This is a genomic window from Polynucleobacter duraquae (assembly GCF_000973625.1).
Lineage (GTDB): Bacteria > Pseudomonadota > Gammaproteobacteria > Burkholderiales > Burkholderiaceae > Polynucleobacter > Polynucleobacter duraquae.
The window spans coordinates 361,890-379,676 of the sequence record NZ_CP007501.1 but is presented as its reverse complement, the minus strand read 5'-3'; the positions used below and the strand labels follow the sequence as shown (position 1 = coordinate 379,676).

Below are 17,787 nucleotides of genomic sequence, written 5' to 3'. Positions count from 1 at the left end.
TCTTTAGGGAATTTAATCATGGTCTTCATGATTATTGGATTGGAAGGGTGCGCAATAGTGAGTATCCACTAACTATATTTCAGATTGATGCGCCATCAGCAGCAACTCCGCTAGGTGCTTTACCTTGCGACCAGTTTCTTGCTCAATCTGCTCTCTACAACTAAAGCCATTAGTCAGAATGATGGTCTCTTGCTCGGCGGCTCGAATTGCTGGTAGCAACACTAGTTCACCAACCGCTTTGGATATTCCAACATGCTCTGGATTAAATCCAAATGAACCAGCCATGCCACAGCAACCACTATCAATGAAGTTTGCTTTAGCACCCAAAGCGGCTAATAAGGCTATATCACCCTTAGTGCCAAATAGTGATTTCTGATGACAATGTGAATGGACTAGGACATTGCAGTCCAGCGGTGGCGGGATATAGCCCTGCTCATGCAAGAAATCCCCTAATAAATAGTTACTCGATGCTAAAAGAGTTGCCCTTGGATCATTCGGGAAAAACTTCAGCAATTCATCTTTAAATACCGACATACAGCCTGGCTCAAGACCGACTACTGCAATAGGGGAATTGGGATTTTCATTAATCTCACTTCCGATTGCATCTAGAATTTTCTCTAGCTTCTGTTTAGCAAGATCTAAATATCCAAAGTCATATAAAGGGCGGCCACAGCATAGAGGCGTTTTTGGTAAGGTCGCTTCAAAGCCTGCATGGGCAAGTACCTCAACAGCTGCATTAGCAACCTCTGGATGAAAATGCTCGCAGAATGTATCTACCCACAGAATGACTTTCTTCTGGCCAATATTTGCATTCTTTGTTGGCTTAAATTGCTTCCTAAATGACTGGCTTGCAAATTTAGGCAGGCTACGCTCTTGCGCCACGCCACCAACCCATTTGGCAAGACTAGAGATGATGGGTGTTTGCATAATGCCATTTAGCAGCCAAGAAAACTTGCTGGCCAATGGCGCCCAATCGCCAATGCGGCCCATAGTGAGGGCTTGACGAGGCCTGCTGTTGGTCTCGTGATAGTGAGATAAAAACTCGGCCTTATAGGAAGCCATGTCAACGTGAGCTGGACAGTCGCTCTTGCAGCCTTTACAAGAGAGGCAGGTATCTAAAGCTTCTTTAAGTTCCTTGCTTTCCCAGCCATCTTGAATCACTTCACCCTGGATCATTTCCCAAAAGAGTCTTGAGCGTCCACGAGTAGAGAAACGTTCTTCTTTTGTAGCGCGATAACTTGGACACATCGTGCCTACTTTTTCACTACGGCACTTGCCCATACCAACGCAACGCTCAACCGCCCTCTGAAAGCCATTGCCCTCTTGGCTCAAGAAATTCAGACGCGTCTTGATATTGACGATTTTGTATTCTGGGCCCATACGCAGATTCTCATCTACGCGGTAAGGGTGAACTACTTTGCCAGGATTGAGTTTGTTTTGAGGATCCCAAATGCGTTTGAACTCATGCATCGCGCCCATCAACTCTTCACCAAACATAATGGGGAGGAATTCTGCTCTGGCCTGACCGTCACCATGCTCACCTGTAAGCGAGCCACCAAATGCAACTACTAAGGTTGCCGCGTCACGAATAAAAGATCTAAATTTGGCAACACCCTCTGCGGATCGAAAGTTAAAAGTAATACGTGCATGGATACATCCATCTCCAAAGTGTCCATAGAGCGAAGTTTCATACTCGTATGAGTCCACTAATTTCTGGAAAGCTCGCAGGTACTCCCCTAAGCGAGCTGGATCAACCGCAGCGTCCTCCCATCCCACTACTGGGTCAGGAGAATTTGGATCAATGGATAAATGGGTAGCAGATGCGCCATTTTCACGAATCGACCAAATGCGCTTTTGCACTAATGGATCGGACTCTAACCAAGTCGACGGACTGGGGCCTTTAGTTCTTGTTTTGAAATACTCCTGCGCTTTTTCAGCCTGAGCAATTGCACCTTCAACGGTATCGTCACCGAACTCCACAACTACCCAAGCATTTCCAGTTGGTAATAAGTCGATCTCCGCTTTTGCTAAATTCCGCTCTTGCAAACCGCGGATGATTTTGTAATCCAGGCCTTCGATTGCAATGGGGTTAAAAGATTGATACTCGGGTACAGCATCACCTGCCACGTAAATGTCCTCGAATCCCAATACCAACACAACACGTTTAGCAGGGCTCTTCACCAACCTCACCTTAGCAGCGAGTGTTAATGCACAGGTCCCCTCGGTCCCGACCAAAGCCTTGGCAACGTTAAATCCATTTTCTGGCAAGAGTTGATCTAAGTTGTAACCAGAGACGCGACGCTTAATATTCGGGAAGCGCGCACGAATGAGATCAGCATAGCGATCACGTAAAGTCAGCAAGTCTTGATAGATCTGACCTTTACGTCCACCAGCAGCAATGATTTCTTGTAACTCCTGATCGGATGTTGGGCCCACCCAAAAACGCTCACCATCGTAAGTCAGAATTTCTAAAGCTTCGGTATTCTCCAGCGTCTTGCCTGCCATCACAGAATGGGCACCGCAAGAATTATTAGCGACCATACCGCCTAAGGTACAGCGGCTATGGGTAGAAGGATCTGGGGCAAAAGTTAAGCCATGCAATTCAGCAGCATCACGTAGTGAATCACAAATGACTCCGGGTTCAACAACAGCATTACCAGCCGCAGGATCTAAGGAAAGAATGTGGTTGCAATACTTTGAGATATCAAAGACCACCGCATTATTGACCGTCTGGCCATTCATGGAGGTGCCGGCGCCACGCATGAGTACCGGAGCCTTGTTGCGATGACAAATCTCGATACCTTTGACAAATTCTTCAGTATTTTTCGGAGTCACAACCCCAATCGGAATTTGACGATAATTAGAAGCCTCTGAGGCATAAACCGCCTGATGAGCCGTATCAAAATGAACGGAGCTTCCAAGAGCCGCTGTGAGCTCAACGTTAAGCTGCTCCCACTGAGAAATACCACCCATATTCAATCCTTGTTAGATGCAATGGCCCCTTTGGGGGCATTGGATATTTTATCAACTCCCAGCAATTTCTGTGTGGGCCGCTTGTTTGACAAAAGCCTCATAGCAAGCAAGAATCTCCCTCATGAATAAAGCACCTAAGGTACTGGCATTTGATGTATTTGGCACCGTTGTTGACTGGCATGGCTCCATAGCCGCAGAAGTCACTCGACTAGGGCTTCCGGTTGATCCCGATGCCTTTGCTACAGCCTGGCGCCAAGGTTATAGGCCAGCTATGGCTCGGGTACGCTCTGGCGAACTACCTTGGACCAAAATTGACGATCTCCATCACATGATTCTGATTGATGTGCTTAAGGCATTTAAAGTCCACTCTTTATCTGAAAATCAAATACAGCATCTCAATCTTGTTTGGCATCGACTCAATCCCTGGCCAGAGGCTGTTGAGGGTCTACACAAACTTAAAAGTCAGTTCACGATTGTGACTCTCTCAAATGGTAATATGGGCTTATTAGCTGACATGGCAAAGAATGCAGGCTTGCCATGGGACTTAATTCTTTCGGCTGAAGTTTTCCGTCATTACAAACCAGACCCCGAAACCTATTTGGGTGTAGCTGACATCTTTAACCTGACTGCTGTAGAAGTCATGTTGGTTGCAGCGCATAAGGATGATCTAGAGGCTGCCCATGCCTGTGGATTACAAACAGCATTTATTGAGCGCCCACTGGAGTTTGGTAAAAATCATTTGCGCAATGATCTGCATGTAGAACAGTTCACTAATTACCATGCAAAAGACTTTCTGGATCTTGCGCGCCAGTTGGGCATATCAGATCCAGATCAACACTAGACGTATTCAGCAACCTCTACGAGATTATTGTCTGGGTCGCGCAAGTAGACCGAACGAATGGGTCCAAGGGCACCTCGTCTAGGTACTGGACCAACATCAATAGCAACACTATGTTTCTGAAGATGTGCAATGAAGTCATCCAAGGGAATTCCTGAAATTAAACAAAAGTCTCCCGAACCTATCGTGGGCACTTTAGCCTTGGTAGGCGTCTCAGTATCTTTATCCTGAAGGTTGATTTTTAACTGCCCGAATCGCAATGAATAACGCGGCTGACCTTCTGGGCCAGTAAAAAACTCACGCTCAAAACCCAATGCTTTTTCATACCACTGAGTCGTGAGCTCAATATCAGTCACAGTCAGAACAATGTGATCAATGCGATCGATGATATTTTTCAAACTAGCCTCCAAGATGATTGGCAATAATTTAGCAACTTACCCAAAACATCATACCGAAGAATTGAAGGGGATAGCTATACAGAAGTTTTAGAGATGAAGAAAGCCTTCGGCACCTCAGTACACCACACTACACCGTCCCCTACTTGGCCTGTTTGGCAAATAGTCACGATACGGTCCATCAGGACTTCTGCAATCTCATCGTTACAGACGATTTCAATCTTCACTTTTGCCGAGTAGTCAGTTAACTCATCTTTGATATTGAATTTGGCTGTTCGATTAGGCGCGCTACAGCCCTCAACCTTAGTCACAGTCATGCCTGGAAAACCCGGGGTTTCCAATAATGCTGTTCTGAGTGCAGCTAATTTATTTGGGCGAATGACCGCCTTCACTTCCATCATGCTTCCACCTCTTTATCTTCAAACCATCTATATAAAACTGGGAGTACCAGTAATGTTAATGCGGTTGAGGTAATCAAACCTGAGATCACCACAGCTGCTAGCGGGCGTGTCACCTCAGAACCTGGGCCACCAGAAAATAGCATTGGCACCAAAGCCAACATAGCGACTGAGGCAGTCATCATGACTGGCCTAAAGCGGTGGCCGCAACCATGTAATAGAGCATCTTCCATAGAGTAACCATCTTCACGTAATTGCTTAATAAATGAAATCAGCACCACCCCGTTCAATACAGCAATACCCCAAAGATTAATAAACCCAACCGCCGCTGGCACAGATAGATACTCTCCAGATATAAATAAACCAAATACACCACCGATCGAGGCAAATGGTAAGACCAAAATAATCAGTCCAGCCAAGCGCAAGGACTTGAAAAGCATGAAGAGTAGGAAATAGATCGCCAAGATTGTTAGCGGGATAATGATCATCAAACGCGCCATCGCCCGTTCCATGTTCTCAAACTGGCCACCCCACTGCAGTGAATAACCTTGCGGAAGTTCCACCTGTTTGGCAATCAACTCTTGGGCCTCTTTAACAAAGCCTCCCAGATCTCGCCCATCTACGTTTACACCTACGACTAAACGTCGCTTGCCAGACTCTCGAGAAATTTGCGCTGGACCATCGACGAGAGCAATATCTGCTAGGTCGCGCATGAGTACCTGAGCGCCGTCTGGAGAATGCAAAATAATATTGTTGATTGCATCTACGTTATCTCGGTAAGGGGCTGGATAACGTAATAGCAAGGGAAATCTTCTCTCACCTTCATACACAATGCTGGCTTGCTTGCCACCAATCGCAGTTTCAATCACATCATTGACATCAGAAACATTAATACCGTAGCGGGCAATTGCATCACGGTTAATAGTAATGTTTAAGTAATTTTGTCCAGAAGCCTGCTCGATACGTAAGTCATTACTGCCTTTCATTTTGGTCAAAATCTGACTAATTTGACCGCCTAGCTTTTGCAGCGTAACTAAATCATCTCCAAAAATTTTGATGGCTACCTGTGAGCGAACACCGGAGACCATCTCGTCAACCCTTGCTGCGATTGGCTGGGAAATAGAGAGCTCGATACCTGGCAAAGTCTTTAACTTGTCACGGATCTGCTGAGCGATTTCTTCCTGACTAAATTTGCGATCACCTGTAGACTTGAGCGTCACGATCGGATCAGATTCATTAGGCTGTCCAGGGTCTGCGGGCGACTCACCCTTTCCTAGGCGAGATACTGCCATCTTCACATCCGGGATCGTCATGATGCGTCTAATTGCCTCAAACTCCAGCTTAATAGATTCATCTAAAGAAATATTAGGGGCACGTACGATGACTGGCGTAATAGAGCCCTCTTGCATCACAGGAATAAAAGCTTTTCCAAGAAGGGCAAAGCCAATGATGCTGGCAACTAATCCTATTAATGATCTTTTGACAACCAACTTTGGATTGGCAAGACACCAATGTAACCAGCGCTCATAGGGAGCTCGCAAACGAGCCACAACCTTTGTGTCATCTTCACTTCCACCTTTGAGGATGTAAGAGCATAAAACTGGCGATAAGGTGAATGAAAGAATGAGTGAGATGGTTAATGCGATTGCAATCGTAATGGCCATTGGCGCAAACATTTTTCCTTCCATGCCCTCCAAAGAAAGAAGCGGCATGAAAACCAAAATAATGATGCCAACACCAAACAGCACTGGAGTACCAACCTCAGTAGCAGCCTCCAAAATAATACGAATCTTCGACTCGCCCATTTTGAGTCTTTCACCTAGCTTTGCAAAGGTGTTTTCTACAACCACTACAGATCCATCCACCATAATGCCAATCGCAATCGCGAGACCACCAAGGGACATTAAGTTAGCAGAGATGCCATACCGATTCATTACCAAAAAAGTTAATAGCGGCGTCAAAATTAAAGTCGCCACCACAATGAGAGATGAACGAACATCACCTAAGAATAAAAATAGCAGAATGACTACGAGAATGACGCCTTCAATCAATACTTTGGCGACATTAAACATCGCCGCATTGACAAGATCTGTGCGATCGTAAAACGGCACGATTTGCAGTCCGTCAGGTAATAACTTGCCCTCATTAATCTCGGCTACTTTGAGCTTAATACGATTAACCACTTCGCGCGCGTTACCACCACGGATCATTTGAATGATCCCAGCAACACTCTCGGTATAGCCATTCTTAATGGCAGCTCCCTGCCGAATTTCGCTACCAATAGTAACTTCAGCTACGTTCTTCACATAGACCGGAATGCCCTTTACTTCCTTGAGAATAATTTTTCCAATATCTTCGGGTTTAGTAATGAGTCCCACGCCACGTATGAGATAGCGCTCTGCATAAGTAGGTAACTGCCCACCGCCGGAATTAGCATTGTTTCTGGCAAGTGCTTCATAGATATCTCGAAGACCTACTTGATAGTGACGCAATCTTTCAGGATTGACTAAGACCTGGTACTCGCGTGCATAACCGCCTTGCGTATTAATCTCTGCAACACCTGCGATAGATCGCAACATCGGACGAACAATCCAATCTTGAATCGTGCGACGCTCCTCAAGCTCTTCAACCGTCAGCTGCCTATCGCCATCCGATGGATGGTCGAGTGTGTATTGATAAATTTCCCCCAAACCAGTCGACGGTGGCGCCATAACGGGAGTAATACCCAATGGCATAGCAGAGGCCACTTCAATCAAGCGCTCCGTAACCAGCTGTCTGGCAAAGTAAAGATCTGTCTTTTCTGAAAAGACCAAAGTAATGACTGAAATACCATTGCGATTGAGTGAGCGCATTTCAGTTAAGCCGGGCAAGCCCGTCATACCCAACTCAATTGGAACTGTGACGAATCGCTCAACCTCTTCCGGAGATCTGCCTGGGGCCTCTGCTGCAATTTGGATTTGGACGTTAGTTACATCCGGAAATGCGTCGACCGATAGGCGCTTAGTTGCCAGTAATCCAGCAACGAACAACACCAGCGCAATGATGACAACTAATAAACGCTGCTGCAGTGAGAGACGAACAATCTTTTCAATCATCGCGACTAACCACCACTCAACTGTCTCTTACGTTCAGTATTTAAATGGAAGGCACCATTAACGGCGATTTCCTGACCATCCTTCAGACCGGAAATGACTGGGCGATAGCCCTTGCCCTCTGGACCTAATTTAACCGTGACCATCCGATAGGTATCTTCATCCTCACGAATAAATACGTGATCATGATTATCTTCACGAATCACCGCGCTAGAGGGCACTAGTAATCGCTCAGTAGGCTGGCTCTCAATCATCATGGTTGCCAACATGCCTGGCTTGATAAGACTATCTTTATTGGGCACTTCCATTCTGACGACAACTGTGCGTGTTTGCGGGTTGACGATCGAATCGACGTGAGCAACAACACCCTCAATTGATGCATTTCTTAAGGCCGGAATAACTAAGGTTACTTTCTGACCCTTATGAATAAGGTAGGCATTACTCTCTGGAATCTCCGCAACAGCCCAAAGAGTACTTAAGTCAGCAACTGTAAATAAAGCATCAGCAGGTTGAACTACCTGCCCCTTATTAATTTTGCGCTCAACAATTTCACCAGGGATGGTTGCGATGACATTATTGATTGATTCAATCACACCTGATTTAGCCAAACGATCAATGCTAGGTTGATCCATTCCCTGAACGCGTAATTGGTCGTTCGTGGCTCGAAACTCTGCCCTTGCACTACTCGCTTCAGCCTCGCGTCTTTGTAGCTCTGCTAAGGCAATTACATCCTCTTTGTATAAAATTCTGGCACGATTAGCGGCTTGATCAGCCAGCTGACTAGCACTCTTTGCCTTCAAGTAAGACAGCTGAGATTGGGTCAATTCAGTTGAAGTAATTTTTGCCAAAATATCACCCTGCTTAACACGCTGTCCCGGTATCGCCAAAATATCGGACACACGACCCGTGACATTTGCACCAATACGCGATAAAAATAGTTCATTGAAATCAACACGTCCAGATGCACGCAGTTCCTCTACAAAGGTACCGGTGTAGATGCGACCGTCGGTAATCATATTCCGCAAGTCGTTATTCACAATCACCACATTTGGATCTTGAACAGTTTTAATGCTTGGGCTACGATCAAATACGTTGAAGTAATTGAGGATGATCAAAAATAAACAAAACCACGGAAGATAAAAAAGGCTTTTCTGCGTCCACTGAGGACTCTTGTCATATTGCTGAGCCACCCGAGGCAGGTGGGCGGTAAACCACTCATGGGTAAGTACATATAGATCATTTTGAGTTTTGATGACAACAGCGGTCCATTCTTGCACATAGACTTTTGCAATTGCCAGGTATTGGGTATACCAAGCCTTTAACTGATCCATCATTACTGTGAACTTTTGCTTCATTGCTTTCCACTCTCAATTTTTGCAATCCACTCTGGGGTTGCTCTTAAACGCTGAATCTCCGTAAGGACCGAAGCCAAATCAAAGCGAGCCTTAATCAAGTCATTACGAGCCACCCTGAATGTTCTTTGCGCATCTAAATACTCAAGCATGCCACGCTCACCATACCGATAGGAAACTTCAGCAATTCGTCTTGCACTCGAAGCCAACTGAACAACCTCTTGGTCCAATATTTTTACCTGATAGCTCGTCATTTGGTAAAGCTTATAAGCAGTCTCTAACTGCTGCTCCAGACTTTGACTCTGGGCATTTAATTGGTTCCTGGCTTTAGAAGCATTAGCCTCTGCCTCCGCTATCTGACCACCCTTAAAATCCCAAATAGGAATACTGACCACCAAGCCATAAAGACGATCGGTAAAGTTAGGGTCGTTATATTGCTGGGCTTTAATGGAGAGTCGAGGTAAGCGAGAGTTCTGCTCAAAACTCAGCTTGGATTCGGTTGCCTCGACTTCTGCTTTTGCCTTCTGCAACTCAGGGCTTTGCGCATGAAGCTCACTGAGTAATATTGGCAAGGGAGGTAATGGCTCCATCTTTAAGGGTTGCGAAACCACCTCATAGTCCGGTGGCAAGCTATGTCCTACTACTTGCCTGAGCTGACCCTTGGCCTGCTCAACCCTCAACTTGCTTGATTCAGTATTAATTTGTGCATTCAGAAATTCAGTTTGCGCGCGAATCAATTCAAATCGTGCGGTATCACCGACGTCATAACGAATTTGCATGCGATCACGAATTTGCTTTGTCAAACCTAAATCTTCTTCCGCAGCTTTTAATTCTGCATCGCGACGCATCAATTCATAAAAACGCTGCTGGACTCTAGAGATCATTTCAATTTCAAAAGCAATCCGAGTCGCCTCTGCAGCGCGGACATTTGCTTCAGCAGCATTTACTCTGGGATAGCGGGTGTATGGCATGTCCAGAGGCTGAGTTACCGACCAGGAGGAAACATTGCCCGTAGTGAGCGGCCCAGTTGCTGACCTCTGTTGTCCAGTGTTCATTTCAAACTCAGGATTTGGAATCGCGCGAGCCGAAGAGAGTTGCCCCTTAATCGCCTTAGATTGATCTCTTGCGCCTAGTACTTGAGGGCTGGACTCTAGGGCCATTCCAATCAGCTCATTGAGTGAAAGTGGTTTTTGACCTTGTGCATTCACTCCTCCTGCACATAGGATGCTAACCACAAAGATAAGCGCAGAACTTAAGCGATTCATTACGACAACTTTAGAGAATAGGTGCGGTAACCAATTATCTAGCCTAGTAGACGTAAAAATATGAGAAATTCGCCAGATTAGGGATCTGGGTATGATTTTTAACGGGCAAATCAAATTTAAAGACTGAAAATTCACGGGATAGCCATTTATAAAAATTAAAATGGTCTTGCCTTGATATTGACTCACCCTTATACCGGACCTAAAGGTCGGACTGTCGGCATAAGAGACTCAGAAAGCTGAGCAGGCTACTCCCCATATGTGAATCTTTATTAGATCATACTTATTGCAAATATATTGAATTAGGTGTGTTTTATTAATATATAGGCATGTTTCGAAAATGGGTAATATGGATACAGTCATGAACGGAGATGCCAGTCAAAAACTCATAGCGCCATTTTCGATTGGATATTGGCCTAATGGCAGCCCCAACCATCAAAGGTTTAGATCAAAAAAACCTATTAATGCAAGTATCACTTTTACTTTTTAGGTTTTAGTGCAGAGCCAGTTTTCTCCCTATCTGAAGACTGATTCATACTCTCCATACCCTTCTCAAGGCTGGAAAATGAATTCGTCATGGCCGCTCGAATTAATTCAAAATTTTCAAGGGCACTATTAAAGGAGACTTTAAATATCGAGGTGTATGGCTCAGCACCGGCAGGAGAATTTTGTGTTGCCTCATTCACAAAATGAATTAAATCATGTTGAGACTCTTTGATCATTGCCTCAGCAATTTTTGCCAACTCTTTATTTCCACTAGCTAAGGCTTGAAAGAGTTGGGACTGATACTCGGCCACCTCTTTGGCAGCGTCTTGCAATACCTCAGCATGAACATAATCAAATGCCGCCTTAGGATCCTGTGTTTTCATCAGCTCTGCTACTTTGGCTTGCATTCGAGAGGAGAGATCTTGTGCAGCACGCTGATTTAATTGGGCAATCTCCTGAGCACTAGTAAGCGCTGCCTGGCCAACCGCCTGAGCAGCCTTCATACCCTTGGTCTGATTTGCCATTCCGCCTAAATCAAATGGATTTTTACTCATACACGTCTCCCTAGTTCTATTGGTGATTGATTCAATCTACTCCCGAATGAAAAGCATTGAGATAGAGAAATACCACTAGAGATGGACAAAAATGCAAAAGAGCGCCCATAGGCGCCCTTTTTTAGTAAAGCAAGTCAACTTACCCTAGTTTAGCGTACGACGATATTAGCACCCTGACGCAATTGAGATAAGAACTCAAACTGCTTTTTTTGCATCAAGCCATTACGAATGGCTGCCTTAGCCTGCTCATAGGTTGGAGGCTTGCTAAATTTTTTATCTTCCAATTTAATTAAGTACCAGCCCTGGGGCATCTGAATCGGTGCCGGAGAAATCTGACCCTTGGACAAGCCTATTAATACGGTAGCAATCTGTGGCAAAGTCTGTCCTGCTTGCACCCAACCTACTGCCCCACCCTGAACCTTATTTGGCGCGAGTGAAACACTCTTAGCCACTTTATCGAAGGACTCACCTTTTTTAATTCTGGCTAGCGCAGCTTGTGCGTCAGCCTCAGTAGCAACAGCAATATCACTCACCTTATATTCCACAATCATGCCCTGCGATCCTAGAGTAGCAATCTCACGGTTGTACTCAGCTTGAACATCAGTATCGCTCACCGGGTTTCTTGACATATATGTAGATAACTCGAGATCTGCTAAATAATTTTGGCGAATCAGAGCCAGTTGACTATTAGCCCGATCAGAATTTGCGAGCCCATCTTTTTCGGCTTGTTGCGATAAAAGAGAAATTTCAATCATTTTTCCTAGAACTGCCTTACGCAGCTCTGGAGAATCTTTTTGACCTTGAGATAACGCCACCTGAATACCTTGCTCAACAGCATCGTTCGAAATGATGACGCCATTAACAGAAGCAGCAGCATTGATTGGTAGCGCATCCTGAGCAGATGAAGAGCCTACAAAACTAATTACAAGCAAAGCGCTAAGAAAAAAACGAATGGCATGGGATTTCATGAATAACTCTTTTCTAAAATGTAGAAGTAATCTTAACAGTTAGCAACTACTAAAAGGTGAAGGTCGTAGGAATGGGTTCAAAGGGTGCAGAAGACTCCGCGCCCTGTGCTTCAGCCTGCTCCTCACCATCGGGATTTTTAATGTAGTGAGAATCAATAGATGCATTTGGTTTCTGACTGACAGGCGGTGACTCCAAGTAAACCGGGCCTGCAGGAGTCTCCGCAGGGGCAATAGGCTGATTATTAAACTCTTGGATTTGCTTGGGAGTGTAGGGTGAGAATGTCTGTGCAATGACAGTTATTGGAAACACAAAGCAGAGAGTTGCCCTAAAGAGAGTAATTGCTTTAAGACGAATGGAGATATTCATGAATCTTTCTTAGCTTAGGCTAATAAGCCATCTGCAATTAATTTAATACTCGCGATCAACAAGAAAATTTGAACGATGATGTAGTACCACTTTACTGAAATCTTCTCAGCTAAATAAAACCCTAAATAGACACCCACCGGCACCAAGGGCAATAGTAGGATTGAAGTGGCTAGTTGCTTAAAGTTCAGCAAGTCAAGATAGGCATATGGAACCAATTTCCCAAAATTGATACAAGTGAAAAATATCCCCAAGGTTGAGGTGTATACGATAGGTAAAACTTTTTCCCTCAACATATAGATCGTGATTGGCGGACCGCCTATATGCGCAATAAAAGAGGTAAATCCAGATACACCCCCCATCAATCTACCGAGCCAAGGAAATGGCCTAGCCTCTTTTAAATCAATACGCGACATCACTACACTTTGAATCAAAAAGAGTAAGGTAAAAATACCGATCGAAAGAGAGAGAATTTTAGGAGTAATGGCCGAAAAGAAGAGGTAGCCTAAAAGCATTCCAAATGCAGCAGGTAATAACACTAACCTCAGTATTCGCCAATCGGCATTTTTAAGGAATCGTCTCAGTCCAACTAAATCAATTGCGATCAAAAGTGGCAACATAATTGCTAAAGCCTCATTGATGCTGGACTGACTTGCCATCAGGGGGAGTGAAAGCACTCCCAGGCCAGCACCGAACCCACTTTTAGAAATACCCACAATAATGACGCTAATTGCCGCAAATACAAAGAAGGCTAAAGAGTGGTCGTCAAAGGCTTGAAGCAAAGAAATCATGAGGAGCTTGCTAAATACGTAATTAATAGAAATTCATTTTAGGGCTAAAAGCTTTTAGGGGGGACCTAAAAAAGGTATCCTAAGGCGATCAGACTGCCCAATTGATCACTCATGAATATACCTACCCCATTTACCAACAAGACCTATGCGCTTGGTGATGGGGGCTATTACCAGATTCGCTCTATTCAAGCGGATGATCGTGAGCGAATTATTGAGCTATTCAATCACCTTTCGCCCGATAGTCGCTATCTTCGATTTGCCCATGCAATCTCCAAACTTCCAGATGACTTTCTTGATGACATCTTGCACTTGGACTATAAAAAAGAAATGGCATTACTTGCGGTAATCACCAGCCTCACTGGTACCGAGGAGATTATTGGGATTGCACGCTATGTGACGCCGCCCAATCAAAATGCTTGTGAGTTCTCCCTGAGCGTGAGTGATAACTACACTACACATGGTATTGGCACACATTTAATGCTTGATCTTATTGAACATGCCAAAAAGAATGGATTGCAAGAAATGATTGGATATGTTTTGATTAAAAATTCTAGAATGCTTCATCTTGTCTCTGATCTGGGCTTTCAGACTCACAGGCAAGATGATGACCCTGACTTTAAAACTGTGAGCCTGCCACTGTGAACCAATCTAACCAAATCCACTCAGAAAATTCAATCCTTATCTTGATCGATTTACAGGGGCGTCTGATGCCTGCGATTGATCAAGGTGAAGCAGTGCTCAAGCAATGTATTCGCACGGCTCAAATTGCCCAACTACTCGAGATTCCGATTATTGGCACAGAGCAAAGTCCAAATAGTTTAGGAAGTAATCTCGACTCTATTCAGTCTTTTTGCAGTAAAACGATTGAGAAAGAGCATTTCAATGCCTGCGCTGATGGCCTGACTGCCGCCATTCCTGATAATCGCCAACAGTGCATTCTGATGGGATGCGAAACCCACGTTTGCTTAATGCAAACTGCGCTTAATCTCATTGATAAAGGCTACGATGTTTCCGTAGTGGTAGATGGAGTTGGCTCACGCTGGGCACTTGATAAGCAAATTGCACTTGATCGACTAAACATTGCTGGAGCACGACTTATTACGGCGGAGATGCTCGGATTTGAGTGGCTAAAGACAGCGCAAAATCCCGTCTTCAAAGAAGTTCTTGCGCTACTAAAATAATAGGGCTGGGCTTGCGAGTCTTTATTTGCTATTCTGCAGCATCACTTAAAGGATTCCTATGACGAACGACACTCAAACCCAAAACGACGAAGATTTTGATTACGGGTGCGAATGCGCTATGACGCTCTTGAATGAGCCCACTGAAGATTGCTTAAATGATCTGATTGATGAGCTTGATGAAGATGGCATGATCGCTACAGAAGTAGTTTATGGTCTCTTAGCAACCATCCTCATGAGCATCACCTCAGAGGATGAAGATGATGAGGAAGTGCAGTAAAAGAAACTAAGCTGAGACTTTAAGGGCGAACTGATCCATGGTGCACGCCATGGTGATGTCTAGCTCGGTTAAGGCCTTCATGGAATGGGTGCTCAATCGCACCGATACTTTATTCCAAGCGTTTGACCAGTCTGGGTGATGATCTAACTGCTCAGCAAAATCTGCACACAGCGTCATGAATTCAAAAGCCCTCTTAAAGTCCTTAAATACAAATACCCGCTCTAGCTCTTGAGTATCCAGATTTACCCGCCACTCAGGTAACACTTTTGCAAAATCAAAATCTTGAGCAAGTGTATTGGGTTTAGACATTGGGAGCTCCTACACTCTGAGATAGTTTCTGTAAATCATCCGGGTAAAGCCAACGCCACTCACCCTCAGCCAAATCTACTGGCATGATGAATTGTCCGATTTCAGTTCGATGAAGCTTGGCAACATGATTGCCTACCGCAGCCATCATTCGTTTTACTTGATGATAACGACCCTCAACAATAGTCATTGCCAACACATTCTCTCCAAGCTGCTTGCATGCTGTGGCAAAACAGGGCTTTGGATCATCATCCAAAACAACCCCTGTTAATAAATGATCGATCTGCTTTTGGGTAATGGGCTCAGGAGTGGTGATCTCATAAACCTTGCCAATGTTTTTCTTGGGTGTAGTCATCTTATGAATAAACTGGCCATCATCTGATATCAAAATTAAGCCAGTAGTGTCAAAGTCTAAGCGCCCGACACATTGCAAGCCTCGTTCTACAAAAGGTTTAGGCAGCAAACTGTAGACGCTGGGATGATGCGTAGTTTTATGAGAGCACTCATAGTTTGGCGGCTTATTAAACGCAATATAAGCTTTTTCATGAAACTCCCAATCTTTGCCCTCTACGTTAAGCATTAACCCTTCGGTAGCAATGCGCTCCTCTGGATCATCCGCCGGAACACCATTAACCTTGACTAGGTCGGCATAGACTAAATCGCTGCAATAGCGCCTGGTACCAAAGCCTTGGCTAAATAGTATTTTTTCGAGAGAAATTGGTTTGGCCATATCTTGCCGAGAATACTACAAAGCCACTCTCACAGTAGTCGTGGAATGAAGCCGTTATGATGGATACATATCGCCTCCGAGCTTCTTACTTACTACCACCATGCTCTCAACCCCAGCATCCAGAAATCCTCTTCATACTCGTGAAATTACTTTTCAGGGCTATGCTCGCGAGGATGGCTTATGGGATATTGAAGCGCATTTGCGAGATTTTAAATTTCAGCCATTTACTACCGGCGGAAAAACTTGGGAGCCGGGCCAAGCCTTCCACGATATGTGGGTTCGTATTACCGTCAATACTGAGTTAGTGATTCAAGCAATTGAAGTGGCCATGGACAGCCATCCCCACCCAGAATGCCCGCAAGTGATACCTCCAATGGATGCGTTGATTGGAGCGCGCATTGGCAAGGGTTGGCGCAAAACGATCAATGAACACCTTGGAGGCATTAAGGGGTGCACTCATTTACGCGAACTTCTCAGCAATGTAGCTACCGCCGCATTCCAGTCTATTCCAGGCGCATTATTTGACCCGGATGACAACAAACCGCCACTCTATTTGGGAACCTGTAAATCTTGGGATTTCAATGGACCAGTGGTGATGCGCGTCTACCCCAAGTTTTACAAATGGAAGCCGACAGTCTAAGTTTTCTTAAAGTTCACCACGGTGAATATGAAAAGGGTTGAAGGCCTGTTGCACTGGCATGAGTTCTAATAAATTAATGTTCATATGACTTGGTAAGTTAGCAGACCAATAAATAGCCTCCGCTACATCATCCGCACTTAATGCTTTCACTCCGGTGTAGACCTTATCAGCCTTAATATCATCACCCTTAAAGCGCACATTCGAAAACTCAGTTCCAGAACACATCCCTGGCTCAACGCAAGTAACACGCACTGGTGTACCAATTAAATCTGCCCTGAGATTTAAGCTAAATTGATGAACAAAGGCTTTAGTACCTCCGTAGACGTTACCCCCTGGATAGGGATAACTTGCCGCCACTGAGCCTAGATTAATCACATGTCCACACTTGCGCTCCACCATGCCCGGTAAAAAGGCACGCGTCATATGTACTAGCCCCTTGATGTTGGTATCAATCATTCGATCCCAATCTGCAAGAAAAGCTTGATGTGCCAGCTCAAGACCTAAAGCCAATCCAGCATTATTTACTAGTACTGTCACCTTAGCAAAATCAGTTGGTAGTGTGGCAGCGAGTCCATCAACCTTTGCGCTATTGCAAACATCAACGACTAAAGTGAGTAATTTTTTCTGCTGCTCCGCCGGAAGAGATGCCTTTAGAGCCTCTAGGCGCTCAACTCTTCTGCCTAGCGCAATCACTTGATGGCCATGCGCTAAAAATCGTCTCGCAGTTGCCTCTCCAAAGCCAGCAGTAGCGCCGGTAACTAAAACGGTATGTTCCATATTCTTCTACTTATTTCATGTAATTGACTGAGTCATTTATATTACTGCGTATATGAGATTGTTACGTATTTTTGCCCACTGCCTAGTTTCCTTAGGCTTAATAGGAAATGCTGCTGCTGATGAAAGCAAGTTTTCAGGAGGCTTTTTAAATCTAGAGAAAGCATCCGATCAATACTCGAGTCAGCGGGTTCTGGAATTTTGGGGATATCACAATACCTTTGGAGAACAAACCCAAAGCGATACTTTGAAGCTTCGCTACTACCAGCCTCTGCAGTTTGACCAGTGGCGAGGCACTATGCGGCTCGATACCTCCTATGTTTCAACTTACGGACCCACTCTAGCCGAGCAGTCATCTGGCACTTATAACGCCGGTAATACCATGCTCACGGTCTAGGGAAATCAC

Annotated in this window: 19 protein-coding genes; 6 read left to right on the top strand and 13 right to left on the bottom strand. The window is 44.9% G+C overall.

Annotation, left to right across the window (positions count from 1 at the left end):
* Nucleotides 1-72: 72 nt before the first annotated feature.
* Nucleotides 73-2,973, bottom strand: coding sequence for an FAD-binding and (Fe-S)-binding domain-containing protein (locus CL55_RS02050; protein ID WP_046329648.1), 2,901 nt, complete (start codon nucleotides 2,971-2,973; stop codon nucleotides 73-75).
* A 121-nt stretch (nucleotides 2,974-3,094) separates the two neighbouring features.
* Between CL55_RS02050 and CL55_RS02045 the strand changes: the two genes are divergently transcribed.
* Nucleotides 3,095-3,814, top strand: coding sequence for a haloacid dehalogenase type II (locus tag CL55_RS02045; RefSeq protein ID WP_046329647.1), 720 nt, complete (start codon nucleotides 3,095-3,097; stop codon nucleotides 3,812-3,814).
* On the opposite strand, the gene CL55_RS02040 is transcribed toward CL55_RS02045, so the two are convergent.
* The 9 genes from CL55_RS02040 to CL55_RS02000 all read right to left on the bottom strand — a co-directional run bounded on the left by CL55_RS02040 (nucleotide 3,811) and on the right by CL55_RS02000 (nucleotide 13,473).
* Complete coding sequence (locus CL55_RS02040; protein WP_046331079.1) at nucleotides 3,811-4,200, bottom strand: VOC family protein; 390 nt, start codon at nucleotides 4,198-4,200, stop codon at nucleotides 3,811-3,813. The genes CL55_RS02045 and CL55_RS02040 overlap by 4 nt on opposite strands.
* 83 nt (nucleotides 4,201-4,283) lie before the next feature.
* Nucleotides 4,284-4,607: a P-II family nitrogen regulator gene (locus tag CL55_RS02035; RefSeq protein ID WP_046329646.1), complete on the bottom strand. Its 324-nt coding sequence runs from the start codon at nucleotides 4,605-4,607 to the stop codon at nucleotides 4,284-4,286.
* Nucleotides 4,604-7,699: an efflux RND transporter permease subunit gene (locus CL55_RS02030; protein ID WP_046329645.1), complete on the bottom strand. Its 3,096-nt coding sequence runs from the start codon at nucleotides 7,697-7,699 to the stop codon at nucleotides 4,604-4,606. Before CL55_RS02030 ends, CL55_RS02035 begins: the two co-directional genes overlap by 4 nt.
* 5 nt (nucleotides 7,700-7,704) lie before the next feature.
* On the bottom strand, nucleotides 7,705-9,051 hold the full coding sequence (locus tag CL55_RS02025) for an efflux RND transporter periplasmic adaptor subunit (RefSeq protein WP_052728708.1): 1,347 nt from the start codon (nucleotides 9,049-9,051) through the stop codon (nucleotides 7,705-7,707).
* The gene (locus tag CL55_RS02020) at nucleotides 9,048-10,313 is read right to left on the bottom strand and encodes a TolC family protein (protein ID WP_046329644.1); all 1,266 of its coding nucleotides are present in this window, start codon (nucleotides 10,311-10,313) and stop codon (nucleotides 9,048-9,050) included. Before CL55_RS02020 ends, CL55_RS02025 begins: the two co-directional genes overlap by 4 nt.
* Before the next feature lie 476 nt (nucleotides 10,314-10,789).
* Nucleotides 10,790-11,350 (bottom strand): phasin family protein, encoded by a 561-nt coding sequence (locus CL55_RS02015; protein WP_046329643.1) that lies wholly within the window; start codon nucleotides 11,348-11,350, stop codon nucleotides 10,790-10,792.
* Between the two features lie 149 nt (nucleotides 11,351-11,499).
* A complete protein-coding gene (locus CL55_RS02010) occupies nucleotides 11,500-12,318 on the bottom strand; it encodes a peptidylprolyl isomerase (protein ID WP_046329642.1) in 819 nt (272 codons plus the stop codon).
* A gap of 49 nt (nucleotides 12,319-12,367) precedes the next feature.
* Complete coding sequence (locus CL55_RS02005; RefSeq protein WP_052728706.1) at nucleotides 12,368-12,685, bottom strand: hypothetical protein; 318 nt, start codon at nucleotides 12,683-12,685, stop codon at nucleotides 12,368-12,370.
* A gap of 14 nt (nucleotides 12,686-12,699) precedes the next feature.
* A complete protein-coding gene (locus CL55_RS02000) occupies nucleotides 12,700-13,473 on the bottom strand; it encodes a sulfite exporter TauE/SafE family protein (protein WP_046329641.1) in 774 nt (257 codons plus the stop codon).
* 111 nt (nucleotides 13,474-13,584) lie between these two features.
* Between CL55_RS02000 and CL55_RS01995 the strand changes: the two genes are divergently transcribed.
* From CL55_RS01995 to CL55_RS01985, 3 genes are read left to right on the top strand one after another with little or no spacing between them, the layout of a single operon-like run.
* Entirely contained in the window at nucleotides 13,585-14,115 is a 531-nt protein-coding gene (locus CL55_RS01995; protein WP_046329640.1) for a GNAT family N-acetyltransferase, read from the top strand.
* On the top strand, nucleotides 14,112-14,654 hold the full coding sequence (locus CL55_RS01990; RefSeq protein WP_082091872.1) for an isochorismatase family protein: 543 nt from the start codon (nucleotides 14,112-14,114) through the stop codon (nucleotides 14,652-14,654). The genes CL55_RS01995 and CL55_RS01990 overlap by 4 nt, the downstream gene beginning before the upstream one ends.
* A gap of 58 nt (nucleotides 14,655-14,712) precedes the next feature.
* Nucleotides 14,713-14,931 (top strand): hypothetical protein, encoded by a 219-nt coding sequence (locus CL55_RS01985; protein WP_046329638.1) that lies wholly within the window; start codon nucleotides 14,713-14,715, stop codon nucleotides 14,929-14,931.
* 6 nt (nucleotides 14,932-14,937) lie between these two features.
* On the opposite strand, the gene CL55_RS01980 is transcribed toward CL55_RS01985, so the two are convergent.
* Both CL55_RS01980 and CL55_RS01975 read right to left on the bottom strand, forming a co-directional pair.
* Nucleotides 14,938-15,240, bottom strand: a complete 303-nt coding sequence (locus tag CL55_RS01980; protein ID WP_046329637.1) for a 4a-hydroxytetrahydrobiopterin dehydratase — start codon at nucleotides 15,238-15,240, stop codon at nucleotides 14,938-14,940.
* Complete coding sequence (locus CL55_RS01975) at nucleotides 15,233-15,967, bottom strand: pseudouridine synthase (protein ID WP_046329636.1); 735 nt, start codon at nucleotides 15,965-15,967, stop codon at nucleotides 15,233-15,235. The genes CL55_RS01980 and CL55_RS01975 overlap by 8 nt, the downstream gene beginning before the upstream one ends.
* Before the next feature lie 100 nt (nucleotides 15,968-16,067).
* On the opposite strand from CL55_RS01975, the gene CL55_RS01970 reads away from it, so the two are divergent.
* Nucleotides 16,068-16,607 carry a DUF2889 domain-containing protein gene (locus CL55_RS01970; protein ID WP_046329635.1) on the top strand — a complete coding sequence of 180 codons (540 nt, stop codon included), beginning with the start codon at nucleotides 16,068-16,070 and terminating at the stop codon, nucleotides 16,605-16,607.
* A 6-nt stretch (nucleotides 16,608-16,613) separates the two neighbouring features.
* Here CL55_RS01970 and CL55_RS01965 read toward each other — a convergent pair whose 3' ends face one another.
* A complete protein-coding gene (locus CL55_RS01965; protein WP_046329634.1) occupies nucleotides 16,614-17,384 on the bottom strand; it encodes an SDR family oxidoreductase in 771 nt (256 codons plus the stop codon).
* A gap of 52 nt (nucleotides 17,385-17,436) precedes the next feature.
* Between CL55_RS01965 and CL55_RS10725 the strand changes: the two genes are divergently transcribed.
* Entirely contained in the window at nucleotides 17,437-17,778 is a 342-nt protein-coding gene (locus CL55_RS10725; protein ID WP_205621285.1) for a hypothetical protein, read from the top strand.
* Nucleotides 17,779-17,787: the final 9 nt, after the last annotated feature.